The organism is Streptomyces sp. NPDC057565, assembly GCF_042801455.1.
Taxonomy (GTDB): Bacteria; Actinomycetota; Actinomycetes; order Streptomycetales; family Streptomycetaceae; genus Streptomyces; species Streptomyces yanii.
The window spans coordinates 1-12,792 of the sequence record NZ_JBHVFU010000111.1 but is presented as its reverse complement, the minus strand read 5'-3'; the positions used below and the strand labels follow the sequence as shown (position 1 = coordinate 12,792).

The window sequence follows — 12,792 nt, the reverse complement described above, 5'->3', positions numbered from 1 at the left end:
GCCAGGACCTCATCCGATATCCCCATGCCAGCCCGTATACCACCGCACGCACCGGATCAGTGCGAAAACCGACAGTAATTCCCTTACGGCTCCTAGGCCGCTGCCGGTTCATCGAGGATCATCGCGAGACCTACCCGGTCCAGCGGCTGTGCCAGGTCCTCGACGTCCACCGCTCCAGCTACTACAAGTGGAGCCAGGGCCGTGAGGCCCGCGCCGCGCGGGAGCGCGAGGACGAGACCCTGGCCGAGAAAATCACCACCATCCACGCCGAGTCCGACCGGGCGTACGGGGCTCCGCGCATCACGGCCGAGCTCCGCGATACGCACGGCATGGAGATCAACGAGAAGAAGGTCGCCCGCGTGATGCGCAAGTTCCGCATCATCGGCACGCACCTGCGCAAGAAGGTCCGCACGACTGTGCCCGAGCCGTCGGCGACGCCGGTCCCGGACCTGTTCAAACGGGACTTCACCGCGCCGGAGGCGAACCTGAAGTACATGGGTGATGTGACGTATCTCCCCGTCGGGGACGGCGAGTTCCTCTATCTCGCCACGGTCATCGACTGTTTCTCCCGCCGTGTGGTGGGCTGGTCGATCGCCGACCACATGCGCACCGACCTGGTCGCCGATGCACTGACCATGGCCGCCGCGACCCGCGGCAGCCTGGCCGGTGCGATCTTCCACAGCGATCACGGAGCCCAGTACGTGTCGCGTCAATTCACCGATCTCTGCGCCGAGTTGGGTGTCACCCAGTCCATGGGCGCGGTCGGCACGAGCGCGGACAACGCCGCCTGCGAGTCCTTCCACGCCTCCTTGAAACGGGAGATCCTCAAGGGCGCCCGCCGCTTCGCCGGAGCGGACATCTGCCGACGGACGGTCTTCCGCTGGCTCGCCCGATACAACACCTGGCGCCGGCACTCCGCCAACGGACAGCTCAGCCCGGTCGACTACGAGCAGCGATCGAGTACGCTCGAACTCGCCGCATAACAGGATGAAACGGTGTCCACTCTTCGGGTGGAAGTCCCGTCTTCTGAGCTCGGCCTCTTTCTCATGCGGAGGCGTGCGGCCCGCATCGCCGAGCCACCCGACGCACCCTCCCCTACCATCCCCAAGCTTCCATCCCGTCTGCCCGGTCGTTCTGGCTTGGTGGCGGCACGCAAGATCAGGGCGGCAAACGCTGTTGCGGATGGGGTGCGGGTCGGCTTCGATCGCGGCCATGACCGATGGTGCCGCAATCGACGTTGCCGACGATCAGATCCTCGCCAAGCAGATCATCCGCGGACTCATGGTGATCCGAGAGCAGCTCGGCTGTTCGCTCCATGAGGCGCTGGACATCTTTGCTGCCCGGTACGAGGTGCTGCGCGTCGAGCGTCCTAACCTCGCCGTTTCGGTTGGGCTGAAGCGGCGTCGCTGATGACCAACTGTGGCGTGGTCGAGGCGATTTTGTTTCCTGGGCATGGCGGGGCCCCGGCGCGGTGGTCGGGTTCTCCGGGGTCCTTCGGGTTGTGGGTGGGCGGGGGACAGCCGGTCAGCCAACCGGTCGGGGCAGTGCGGCAAGGCGGTGGAAGGCCGTGGCCAGTTCGTGTCTCCAGGGCCAGGTCGCCGAGATCCGTAGGCGGAGGCGGCGTCCGCCGCGGGTGAGGCGGGCGGCGACGTGCAGCAGCCGGTAGCGGAGTTTCTTGGGTTCGGCAGCGGCGAGTTCGCCATCCAGCAGGAGGACGCGGGCCCAGGCGAGGAGATCGATCGCCGCGAGGCTGAGTTCAAGCCAGGTGGCGTTGACGTCGAAATGGCGGGAGGGGAAGCGGCCGAAGCCGGTGCTCTTGCCGCACCGGATGTGGTCCTCGACGGTGGCGTGTCCGCGGTGGCGGACCTCCAGGAACTGCGCGGAGCCGCCGCCGGAGTAAGGGGTATCGGTAAGGAATACCTGGTGCCGCAGGCCCTCGTCGTGATCGAACAAGGACAGCTGGGCGCCGGGGTGCGGACGCTCTCGACGCACGATGATGCGGGTGCCGACCGGGTAACCGGCGAGGTCGACCATGCCGGTCAGCTCGGCGACCGCGGCTCCCTCTCGCAGTGTCCCGTTCTGGTCCAGGGCGGGATGCCAGACCTGCTCAGGCAGGGTCCGGATCGCACGGCGAACCGGCTCAGTGACCGCGTATCCGACCGAGAAACGCAGGTCCAGGCCGTGCTCGCGCAGGGTCCGGATGTGGGCGAGGAAGGCTTTCGCGGATCCGGCGCTGTCGGCGCGGACCAGGATCTGGGTGCCGTGCCGGTGGGCGTCGGGGATCTGCGCGAGGGCGTCGTCCAGCACCGCGATGTGATCGGCGGCGGTGTTGGCTCCGGAGTTGCCGGGCCGCAGCCGGCCGGACATGGCCTCGCCGGTGTTCGCGAGGAAACACAGCAGCGGGTGGAAGCCGAAGCCGCCCTTATAGGTGGGCGCGGCTTGTTCCTTTTCCGAGTGGGAGGTGATCAGCGTGGCGTCGAGGTCCAGGACCAGGCCGGGAAGTTCTCGTCCGCCGGCCCGGACAGCGGGTATGCCCTGGCCGGTCTCGGCGGCCTGCATCCAGGCGACTTCCCGGGCTGAGGCGCGGGCCGCTCGCAGCGAAGCGAGTGCAGTCTCGCCGGTGTCGGCGAGCAACCGCCAGGCCGTGGGTGTGGAGGCGACCGGGCCGAACACCTCGGCCTGGTCCCGAAGCACGGCCAGATCCGCGATCGCCTCACCGCCGTCGGCGAGCATGACCGCGAGATCGGTCGCGGTCCGGCCCGGATCATGCCCGGTGCCGCGCGGTCGTAACTGCCTGAGCGCAGTGGAGTACGCGGTGGTCAGACCGGTGGCCTCGGCGAGATCCGTCAGCAAACGTGCCCCGGCGTGCCCAACCACCCCCGAACCGTCAGTGGAGACGTGGAGCTTGGGACGAGAACCGATACCCTGCACGCAGAAAGTGCCTTCCGCTTGGACCGACAGAACCCCTCGACAAGGTTCATCGTCCCAGCTCAGAAGGCACTTTCGCGTATCCGGCCAACATCCGGACCAGCCCCAACCGAAACGGCGAGGCTAATGACTTCGTGTGCAGTCGTGACGAGTACTGGGTCAGCTTCTACTCGTGAGGCTGCGTCGGCCGCCGATGAGGCGTTGGCGCTGGCCCCCTCGGGAAGAGCCGTCGTCGACTGTCGTCATCTGTCATCGTTGAGCCCCCCGTTACCGTCTTCGTGGCTCCGCACTGGGGCTACCGGCCTTCGGGTTCGGCATGACTTCCCCCTCCTGTTGTTGATGATCCGGGGGGTGGTGTCACCGGGCCCGGAGGTCCGCAAACACCTCGCCGCCCTCCGCGCCGGCAACGCCGAACCCATCCGCGCGGACATTCCCAGCCCTCGCAAGATCACCAGCTGGATCATGCGACCGCAAGACGCCCTTCCACCCGAACTCGAACGCTGCCTGCTCGTTGTGCGGATCGCCTGCCCGGACATCGCCCGAGCCTGTGACCTCGCCCGCGCCTTCGCCGAGCTTCTTCGACACCGACGCGGATTCCTACTGACCGAGTGAATCCGTCAGGCTGAACAAGACGCCCCGAAGCCGGTGAGCGGCTTTGCCGGATTCCTCCGACAGGACCTCGACGCCGTCACTGCCGACCTCACCCTCCGCTGGAGCTCAGGCATCGTCGAAGGCCACGTCAACAGAGTCAAAACGCTCAAGAGGGCGATGTACGGAGGGGCCTCCTTCGATCTCCATCGGCCCCGGATCCTGATCACGTCGTAGTCTTCCGCCGTGCGCTATCTGGCAGAACCCTTCGTTCTTGGTGCCCTCAACCGGGGCCGTTGTGTCGAGCAGTTCCTCGGACCATGTGAAAGCCCCAAGGGGCTGGCGATCCACTGGGTCGAGATACGGCCGGTTCGAGGGGCCTACGAGGTCTATCTGCACGCCGCTCTCGACTGCGAGCCTCCGGCGGGTGATCTGGACACCCTCCCACCGCTGTTTGAGGGCGAGGAAGAGGACTTCGGCATCCTCCTGGCAACCACGCACGATCCCCTCGATGCCTTGGACGCTGCCGAGACCCGAACCGGAGCAGTACGCGAGCGATGGGTAAACCAGTCCATGGCAGGAGACGAGTACTGCGACTACGTGCTGGCCGGCCGCCCAGCCAGGACACCTGACGGTCAGCCGTGGCCAGCCCCGGAGTCGTCCTGACCTGGTATTTCACGGAACTCCGGTCAGAGCCATGAAAATCCCCAGGGACAATCGTGTTCCCCACCTGGTTTCGATCTCAGCAACAACGTTGGTGGCGGTTGCTGGTTGATCCGTTGCGGTCATTCACCGCGGGGTGAAGCGGCGAGCGGACGCCCGGGGTCAGTGCCGGGGCTGGTAGGGCGGGAACCTTCCTGACTCGGCGAGGTCCTGGTTCGCATCGGGCCAGCGGCGGCGCAGCACTGCGGCGATACGGCGGATCCAGCCGGTGACGTGTGGCAGGGCCTGGTGGGTCTCGGCGGTGTGCGCGGCGGCTTCCAGTGTTGCGATGAGCTGGAGTCGGCTGTGGTCACCTGGTGAGCGGGTGTCGAGCTGGGTGAGTCGCTGCAGGCGAACAAGTGCCCAGGACGTGCAGGCGGCGGCGAGGCCGTCTCCGTACCGCCGGTCGTCCTCGGCTTCCGGAATGCCGCGGGCCAGGGCGTGGCGGTACTCGTCGGCGAGGCCTGTGGTGGTTGGATCTCCCACGATCAGCCAGGCCGGGCCGGGCACATACAGGCACACCGCGTCGGTCAGCGCGTGGGTGTAGCCGGCGAATTCGAAGTCGATGAGGCGGGCGTCGGCCGGGCCGGTGGCGTGGAGCATGATGTTGTTGGCTTCTGCGTCACCATTGCTGAGGGCGAGGAAGGAACCTGGATCAGCCAACTCGTCCATGGCTGTGGCGAGTTCGTGGACGGTCCGGCCGCTTGGCGGCACCCCGAGCGCCGATGCGTGTCCGATCGCTTCCTTGCGGAGAGGGGCGAGTCGTCCGGCCTGGTCTGCCGCAGCGTCAACTGGTCCCAGCCTGGCCCGACGGGCGTAGTAGGTCTCGGCCCGCCCAACGGTGGCAGCGCTCAGCGCACCGCGGGCGCGGGCGAACGCCGCCAGCCGGTCGCCGTGCGCTGCCGCGCCGTCCCGTCGAAGCAACTGGTCCAGGCAGACACGAGGCGCGAGGTCTTCCAGGACGAGGCATCCGGCAGCCGTGTCGGCAGCGATGACGCGAGGACCGAGCCCTATCCCCATGTCCTCGCTGAGGAACTGGAGTGCCGCCAGTTCCGTACGCAGCCGCCATGGAGCGGTGCGGGCCTCGCGTTGCCCGTCCGGTATGCACTTGACGACAACGGAGCGCGGAAGCGCCGAAGCACTTCGAAGCCAGACCCGGGCTACGGTCCATGGCTCCAGCGACTCCCAACGGTTGACAGCGACCGGCGAGGCACACCGGTCGGTCAAGAGGTCCTGTAGCGCATCGAGTCCGCATATCTCTTTGGGGGCATCCACCATCCGCTCACCCTACGAGTCTCCCTCCACATCGGGCATGCGTGCGAGGAGGCGGCCACGGCGTGGGCGGTGCCGATCCCGCCGTCCCGCTCCGGTATCCCGCGACGCTCCTCTGCCGGCGCGAGACACTCGGCTGCTGGACGCACGGGAACACCGACTTCGTCCAAGAGACGCTGCACGGTTTTCGGCGTCGCGGCATTCGACGTCGGCCTGCCCGCCCCACTCGCCATCGTCTCCGCGCACCTGGACCCGCTCGTCGCCGACAGGGCACGCGCCGAGGCGAAGCTCATAGCCACCCGGGCGCTGCGGTACGGGCCCTACGGCATCGTGGGCGGCGACATCAACTACCCACCCGCCGACCCGGCCAGCCCCTCCCCCGACTACGCCGCGATGCTGCCGTACAACACGTCGGCCCGCACCCGCCTGCCGTCAGAGGTCGGTGGGCAGCTGGTGCCCGCCCGGCGGGTGACGGAGATCCTCGCGTACACCGGCTTCGTCGACGCGACATCGAAACTCTTCGAGGAGCGCGGCAACAAGGCGCTGCTGCGCCGGACCGCGACCGACGACCGGATCGACACCCGGCGCCGGACGGGCAACGGCCACGCGTATCTCGGCGGCCAGGACGCCCGAGGCGAACTCTTCGTACCGTCGCTTCGAGCAGCCATACACGCCAGCCCGCCCAACCCCTGTCACCACACCGTTCCTAGCCAGTGTGCATGAGTGAGTCCTGGACCCACTGCTGCGTACTGGGCGCATCCCGAACGGTGTTGGATGCGCTGGGTTCCCGCTTTCGCGTCCCGTTCGGTGACGGCCCTCCGGGGGCCGGTCCGTGGCGGGTGGGCGGGTTCCCTCACGCCCCCGGTCACCTGACCCGGCCTGGGCGGTCCGATGCCCCGCACGATCACTCCGGTCGTGCGGGGGCGGTGCCGTCCGACGCCGGACCGGGTACCCGAGGGCGCGTCGCCCGATCGCGACACCGGCGGCATCGTGACGGGACATGGTGCGGCGGGAGGTGACCAGCGGCTTCTGCCAGTGCTGGGCACCCCACAAAGTGGTGTAGGCGGGGTCGACCGCGACAATGCTCAGGCCGTGTTCGGCGGCCATCGACACCAGCCGGGCCTTCAGTTTCCCGGTCGGAATGCCGGAGATGAGCTGCCGGAACCGTTTGCGGCGGCCGTGCATCTCCCGGGTCTTTTCGGTGGTGAAGTCGAGGTCTTCGATGCCGATCGCGGCGACCCCGACACGCACCGCCCAGTGGATCAGCCGGGTCAGCGCGTGGCGGAGCTGCGCGTCGCGGTGACCGGCCGAACCGGACAGGTCGAAGCCGAAGCGGCGCGGGTCACCGACGGGATTGCCGTGCCGGTCCAGCCGGTAGGCGGCGAAGTGATCGGCGTTGGTGTCGACACCGACCATGCCCCGGACGCGGGCGGCCTCCAACGGGATGGTCTTCACGACGGGGCGCTGCCACGAGGCCGTGAGGTACCAGCGGCCACGCCTCGTATCGAGGTGGATCCGGTAGGCCACGGCCCGGTTCGCCGCGATGCGGTCGGCCCACTCCGCACCCCGGTGCGCGAAGCCGATCCGGGAGGCGAGGACGTACCGGCCGTGCCCGGCGTTGGCCAGGTGCGCGAGCGGGGCAGGCAGCCTGATGCTGACCTCGCCGTCCGGGGTGACGCGGATCGTCTCGTTCCCGAACCGCTTCCCCGACTCACCATCCGCCGCGATGAACCAGCGCCCCGCCTCCCACCGTTGCCGCCACTGCTCCTCGGTGAGCCCGGCCTCGGCGAGGTGGTGGCGGATGTTGAGCAGACGTCTGCCGCCCCGCACCACCCGCACCCGCCCGGCCTGCCACTCGGCGACAACGGCCGCATGCCGCGCCTCCAGTGCCGCCAGGCGGCGGGACTTGTGGAACCACTCGCTCTTCGACCGGTAGCCCCCCCGCCGCCCGCTTGGTGCCCTTCTCCCCGATCGGGAGAGACAGGCGGTGCCGCAGCGTCCTGATCCCGGTTTCCAGTGTCTGGATATGTGCCGCCTGGCAACGGCGCGCGAGTGCCCACTGGTCGTGGGTGGCCTTGGTGATCGCACCCGCGATCCGCGACGACGACAGCGGCGTCAGGTCCCGCTTACGCGACGCCCACGTCTGAGCGCTGTGCTCCAGACCGTCCGCACAGCGGGCCCTGAGATCACGGGAAGCCAGACGGCCCTGGTGCTCGCCGACCCAGCGGAGGACTTCCTCGTCCCGGGGAGTGAGGTGCTTGAGCCGGTCCCGGACCGCCACCCCGCAAGGCCCGGGCACCACGAAGGACCCGGCCAACTTCCTCACACCACCCACCGCGTCACCCCCTCCCACCAGGCCGGGCACCTGCCATCCAGCCCAACGAGCAACAGCCGCCAAGGTCACCCATTCGACCACGGAACCCCCGTTCCCACCCCCGCCAACCCACCGACGGGACTCACTCCCGCACACCACCACTCACTTCAGCTCAGCAAACCGACAGCAGCTCACAACCCCCAACTCACACCCCAGGTCGCGCCCCAGCGCGCCGTCCACGTCCGCCGCACCGCCAGAGGCCGCCCCGCCAGCGGCACCGCCGATCGAGCCATCCCCCGGAACGCCGACGCCGACGTCCCCGCCCGGTCCGGCCGTACCGGATACGACGCCACCCGCTGAGCCGCAGCCCCCGGCACACCCACCCCTGCCGCCGCGGCCGCCTGCACCACCGCGACCGGCCGTCCCGCCCCTCCGCCGGACGCGCCGGAGCTGGTGGCCCTTCGGCCGCCGCTGAACCGGCGGTAGTGAAGCTACGGCGGCTGGTCAGCGTCGGGCAGAGCCAGGGGCGGGACCCGAACAACCTCCGGGAGATGGTCATCCGTTGCGCAGGACTTCAAGCTCCGTCCAGGTCAGAGTGAAAGGCGAGGTACGGCTTTTCCAGTCCTCTTCCACGGCACGGCTCAGGCCCGCCACGGGGGGCTTGTATGCCCGGCCCGGGGACGTCACGACACCAGGCCGGCCCCCTCCAGCTCGGTCAGCCGCACGGTACACAGACCCCCACGCTCGGCCTTCACCTCCGTCACCTTCAGCTGCGTCCCCGGCGCGAGGATGTACTCCTCCTCACCCGTGAACGCGGAGAACCGCCGAATCCCCACCGCCCGCGCGGGCGTCACCTCGAACAGCGTCCGCCGGCCACGCCCGCCGAGGAACGCGCGGGCCACACCCAGCTCGGACGTGCACGACGACACGCCCCACCACGTCACCGTCCGCCCCAGCGGGTACTGGGACCGCAGATCCAGCGCCACACCACGCCACAGCGGCCGCGTCTGCGCCGGCAAGGCCTCCATCGCCGAGAACAGCAACCGCAGGTACGGCAGGTACGGCACCACGCGCTCGCGGTCCGACGAGCGCAGCACGGCGTTGATCTCGCGGTAGAAGCCCGACTCGCACGTGTACAGGTAGAGGGCCGAGATCGCGTCGGCCGACAAAGCGCCCACGGCCTCCCCGGACAGCGCGCCCGCGGACGCCGCCTCCGCGGCCTTCGTCTCCCCGAAACGGCTCGACAGATCGATATGTCGATCCAGGTGCGCGAGCACCCGCGAGACCGGCTCGACGGCCTTCCGGAAGTCCATCAGCGGCGTGTCGAACACCCCAGTGACGGGCGGCAGGACGAGGCCCTCGTCCTTGACGCTGGTGAGCCGCTCCAGATACAGCTGGTGCAACTCCATCGTGGACGCGATGAACTCCCCCATCCGCTGCGCGACACCACCGTCCTCCGCCCCGCCGGCCCCGCCCGTCCCCTGGTCCCAGCCCTTCTGCGGCAGCCAGTCGACCGGCTCGGCCCCCACCGCCGCCAGGGCGTCGTTCACCTGGGCGAAGTGGTCGCCCTCGCAGAACAGATCCCCCTGCGCGGCCGGATTGGCGTGGTCCAGGTGACGGACCTGCACCCCCGGGTACTTCTTCTCCAGCCGCTGGACGACCCTCTTCAGACTCCGGGCGTGCGCGCCCCACCAGGCGAACACCACCCCCCGGTCGTCCTCCTCCACCGCGTCCTGCTTCGCCCGGAGGATCTCCTCGACGATCTGCTCGGCCACGGGGCGCCAGAACGACGTGTGCCGATCGGTCGCCATCGCCCCGTCCGCGCTCGCCGTGAGGGACGCGTTCAGCAGCAGCACACCCTGGGTGAGCATCGCCTGGAACCACTCGGGCGGCTGAACCGTGTCCTCCTTCTTCAGCAGGGCGCGGACATCGGCGATCGGGGTCTTCTTGACGATGCCGTACTTCCACATCGCGGCCGCCTTGATGAGGCAGCGGATGCTGACGACCCGACCGAACTGGCTGTCCTTCCAGTCGTTGAAGGTGTTGTCGAACATCGCGATGCCGGTCGCGCTCTCCGCCCGCGGATAGGGGTTCTGTCCGAAGACGACCACCTTCCACTTCTCCGGCGGATGCGGCTTCAACGCCTGGAACGTCAGCTCGCGCACCGGAACGACCTCCGGGCTGCGCTTCGGGCCGATGAAGTCGGCGGCTCCCGGCTGCGCCTCGATCACCGGTCCGAGCAGCGGCAGCCACGGCTCGCCGCCACCGGTGAACAGGCCGGCCAGTCCCAGCGGATCCCCGGCCGGGGAACCGGCATCGCCCGCGGCCGTCACGTCGACATCACTCACGAGGGTGGAACTCCCGATACTCGAACCGGACGCCTCCACGGGCGCCCCGGCATGCTGAACAGATGCGGCAGGGTCGTCGCCGGTGTCCGCGCCCTGGGCGGCACCGGCCTGCGAGGTCTTCGGGTCAGTGACGAAAGGAAGGCCGCTGCGGCACGGTGATCCGGACCCGCCGTGCGGACCCCGCTCCCTCAATGTCGTCGAGCTGCCCCAGTACGGCGGCCCGCAACTCGTCGTAGTCCTCGAAACCGTAGTCGTGGAAGAGGGTGTAGCCCGTCCACATCAGGTTGGCGCACACCTTCGCGGGCACCTGCCCGGTCTGCGCACCCATCCCGACGAGGGCCACCGACCGGATGCTGCCCGGCTTCGCCCGGTTCTGTAGATGCACCGCCTGGAAGGCGGCCGCGCAGGCCAGGGCCACGTTCATCGTGTCGCTGACGTTCTGCGACGACTGGCGCATGGTGGGCGTCGAGATCAGGTACCGGGGTACGTCCGCCCCGGACGGGACGCACACCGCGCTGCCCACCGGCAGCCGTCCGCCGAACCGGTCGCGGATCGCCCGCTGCACCCGCACCTGGATGCCCGCACCGAGGTACCGCTTGACGACGGCGTCGACCCCACCGTCCATCCGGCCACGCTCGTTGGTGGGGGAGACCCAGGCGTCGGCGTCCACATCGAGAAGGGAACCCCGCCTGATCTCGACCTCCGGCGTGTCCGCGAACGCGGACCGCCAGGCCGTCACCACCTCGTCGTTGACGTCGACCAGGACGACGCTCAACGCATGCCTGACACCCACGAATTCACCCCTCTCACCCCGTGATCTCGAACAAACCCGAAGCTACCGCGCGCCACTGACAGCGCCGTTCGACAGGGTTGTTCGAGCAGGGATGCAGGGGGAGGGAGGAGCGGGAGCCGATGACGAGCGGTCAGGAACCCGCCGCCGGCGTGGCGACCGAGGGGGTGGTCGACGACATCAGCCACGAGGGCCTGCGCATCCTGCTCCGCAAGGAAGGCGTTACCTTTCAACGCCTGAAGACCTGGAAGGCTTCGAAGGATCCCGACTACGCGGTCAAGAAGGCTCGCGTCGAGCATCTCTATGCCATCGCCGACGGCGAGGTCCTGCCCGAGCCCCGCGAGCCCGAGGTCGTGTTCTGCCTCGACGAGTTCGGCCCGCTCAACCTCCACCCCCACCCCGGCCGGCAATGGGCCGAACGCCGCGGCAGGCACAAGGCCCCCGACCGCGAACCGCGGCCCCGCCGACGCGCGACCTACAGCCGCCCCCACGGGGTCCGGCACCTGTTCGCCGCTACGACCTGGGCAAGGACCAGCTCTACGGCCACATCAAGCCGGGGAAGCACCGCACGAGGTTCCTGGAGTTCTGCCGCTACCTGCGCAGCCTTCACCTGCCCCAGACCCGCATCGCGATCGTGCTCGACAACTTCTCCCCGCACCTGAGCACGAAGAAGGACACCAGAGTCGGCGACTGGGCCGAGGCGAACAACGTCGAGTTCGCCTATACACCCATCAACAGCTCCTGGCTGAACCGCATCGAGGCCCAGTTCACCGCCCTGCGCTACTTCGCGCTCGACGGCGCTGACCACCCCGCCCACAAGGGCCAGGGCAGCATGATCCGCCGCTACATCATCTAATGGGCACCGAAGCGGACACGCCGCCGACAAGCGCCTCCGCACCGTGATCAACAGGGCGAGCGTCGCTTGACGCAGCGCCAACGCCGCATCGTGACACCGCCGCCTGTCAGCTACTGCCTACTGGCGTCGTCGAGTCCAGCGATGACTCTGACGTCCGCTTCGGACATGCCCAGAGCCTTGGCGATCTCCTGGGTAAGAAACGGCTCCGGGTTGTGCCTTCCGTTGCGAAGCATGTGGATGGTGGACATCGATCGTGCGGTTTCCCTTGCCATCACCTTGACCGGAATCCCGCGCAGGTCCATCAACCCGGTGAGCACCCTTGCGAACGGATGTGGCTCCAGCCGCCCGGCCGGGGCAACGGCAGGACCGAGGACCATGTCGCCGATCTTGGCTTGAAATCGGATCAGTTGGTCTCCGGCAAACCCGACCTTCGCGACGAAAGGCAGGCCCTCACCACCGCTGGAACCGACCGTGCCCGGCACTGACACCTCAGTGAACCTTGAAGGGTGACCGTGGTGATCACTCTCGATCTCCAGGGGAACACCCGGCTCGACGTGGCTAACGTTCCAGTCGCGGTTCCACCAGGGAAGTTCCTGCAACACCTCGTTGAAGAAGGAGGGAAGAACCGTGAGATCCACCGGGTCTGGGGGGGTCTTCTGACCTCCCCAGATGACGTCAGGCCAGTACGTCAGTGCCGCGATCACGTCCACCGTCAGCGTGCGGTTGGCAATCTCCATGGCCACACTCTCCCACCAGTCGACAGAGCAATCTCCCGCGACCAGGCAAACGTTGTCTGACGCGACACTAGCGATCTTCAAGAATCACCATCAACAGCGGCGGACCCCTGCTCCACGGGGCAACGGCCCTGGGCCTTCTCTCCGGCGGCAGCAACGAAACAGGGCGGATTCAATCGGTCGTCGCAACACCTCGTGACAGCGGAGGTGTTGGATGGTTCGTCGTCAGCAGGCAGCGGATCGAGCGGTGCGCCCGAAGT

The 12,792-nt window shown here is 68.5% G+C and carries 11 protein-coding genes and 2 pseudogenes; 6 read left to right on the top strand and 7 right to left on the bottom strand.

Annotated features, from left to right (window positions below; genetic code table 11):
• Together ACFU8W_RS50670 and ACFU8W_RS50665 are read left to right on the top strand one after the other, a co-directional pair.
• Positions 1-983, top strand: a 983-nt coding sequence (locus ACFU8W_RS50670; RefSeq protein WP_384052613.1) for an IS3 family transposase, incomplete at its 5' end; no start/stop codon positions are given.
• Between the two features lie 229 nt (positions 984-1,212).
• On the top strand, positions 1,213-1,410 hold the full coding sequence (locus ACFU8W_RS50665; RefSeq protein ID WP_384052612.1) for a hypothetical protein: 198 nt from the start codon (positions 1,213-1,215) through the stop codon (positions 1,408-1,410).
• Positions 1,411-1,524: 114 nt separating this feature from the next.
• On the opposite strand, the gene ACFU8W_RS50660 is transcribed toward ACFU8W_RS50665, so the two are convergent.
• On the bottom strand, positions 1,525-2,961 hold the full coding sequence (locus ACFU8W_RS50660) for an IS1380 family transposase (RefSeq protein WP_384052615.1): 1,437 nt from the start codon (positions 2,959-2,961) through the stop codon (positions 1,525-1,527).
• Positions 2,962-3,285: 324 nt separating this feature from the next.
• Entirely contained in the window at positions 3,286-3,513 is a 228-nt protein-coding gene (locus ACFU8W_RS50655; RefSeq protein ID WP_384052611.1) for a hypothetical protein, read from the bottom strand.
• Between the two features lie 27 nt (positions 3,514-3,540).
• Here ACFU8W_RS50655 and ACFU8W_RS50650 point away from each other — a divergent pair, with 27 nt between their 5' ends.
• Together ACFU8W_RS50650 and ACFU8W_RS50645 are read left to right on the top strand one after the other, a co-directional pair.
• Complete coding sequence (locus tag ACFU8W_RS50650; RefSeq protein ID WP_384052614.1) at positions 3,541-3,753, top strand: hypothetical protein; 213 nt, start codon at positions 3,541-3,543, stop codon at positions 3,751-3,753.
• 9 nt (positions 3,754-3,762) lie between these two features.
• On the top strand, positions 3,763-4,182 hold the full coding sequence (locus ACFU8W_RS50645) for a hypothetical protein (protein ID WP_384052610.1): 420 nt from the start codon (positions 3,763-3,765) through the stop codon (positions 4,180-4,182).
• Positions 4,183-4,341: 159 nt separating this feature from the next.
• Here ACFU8W_RS50645 and ACFU8W_RS50640 read toward each other — a convergent pair whose 3' ends face one another.
• Entirely contained in the window at positions 4,342-5,496 is a 1,155-nt protein-coding gene (locus ACFU8W_RS50640) for a hypothetical protein (protein WP_384052609.1), read from the bottom strand.
• 66 nt (positions 5,497-5,562) lie between these two features.
• On the opposite strand from ACFU8W_RS50640, the gene ACFU8W_RS50635 reads away from it, so the two are divergent.
• Positions 5,563-6,213: a hypothetical protein gene (locus ACFU8W_RS50635; RefSeq protein WP_384052608.1), complete on the top strand. Its 651-nt coding sequence runs from the start codon at positions 5,563-5,565 to the stop codon at positions 6,211-6,213.
• Here the strand turns inward: ACFU8W_RS50635 and ACFU8W_RS50630 are convergent.
• From ACFU8W_RS50630 to ACFU8W_RS50620, 3 genes and pseudogenes are all read right to left on the bottom strand, one after another.
• Positions 6,197-7,825: pseudogene (locus ACFU8W_RS50630) on the bottom strand (IS200/IS605 family accessory protein TnpB-related protein). The gene ACFU8W_RS50635 and the pseudogene ACFU8W_RS50630 overlap by 17 nt on opposite strands.
• A 662-nt stretch (positions 7,826-8,487) precedes the next feature.
• Complete coding sequence (locus ACFU8W_RS50625) at positions 8,488-10,152, bottom strand: ADP-ribosyltransferase domain-containing protein (protein WP_384052607.1); 1,665 nt, start codon at positions 10,150-10,152, stop codon at positions 8,488-8,490.
• Between the two features lie 124 nt (positions 10,153-10,276).
• Positions 10,277-10,945, bottom strand: a complete 669-nt coding sequence (locus ACFU8W_RS50620) for a macro domain-containing protein (protein WP_384052606.1) — start codon at positions 10,943-10,945, stop codon at positions 10,277-10,279.
• 149 nt (positions 10,946-11,094) lie between these two features.
• Between ACFU8W_RS50620 and ACFU8W_RS50615 the strand changes: the two are divergent.
• Positions 11,095-11,868, top strand: a pseudogene (locus ACFU8W_RS50615) (transposase); the annotation flags it as partial.
• 40 nt (positions 11,869-11,908) lie between these two features.
• Here ACFU8W_RS50615 and ACFU8W_RS50610 read toward each other — a convergent pair.
• Positions 11,909-12,535: an XRE family transcriptional regulator gene (locus ACFU8W_RS50610; protein ID WP_384052605.1), complete on the bottom strand. Its 627-nt coding sequence runs from the start codon at positions 12,533-12,535 to the stop codon at positions 11,909-11,911.
• Between the last annotated feature and the right edge of the window lie 257 nt (positions 12,536-12,792).

Bases quoted from the DNA above. Each gene is read 5' to 3' on its own strand.
- ACFU8W_RS50665 (WP_384052612.1), top strand. From the start codon at position 1,213: ATGACCGATGGTGCCGCAATCGACGTTGCCGACGATCAGATCCTCGCC.
- ACFU8W_RS50640 (WP_384052609.1), bottom strand. From the start codon at position 5,496: ATGGTGGATGCCCCCAAAGAGATATGCGGACTCGATGCGCTACAGGAC.
- ACFU8W_RS50610 (WP_384052605.1), bottom strand. From the start codon at position 12,535: ATGGAGATTGCCAACCGCACGCTGACGGTGGACGTGATCGCGGCACTG.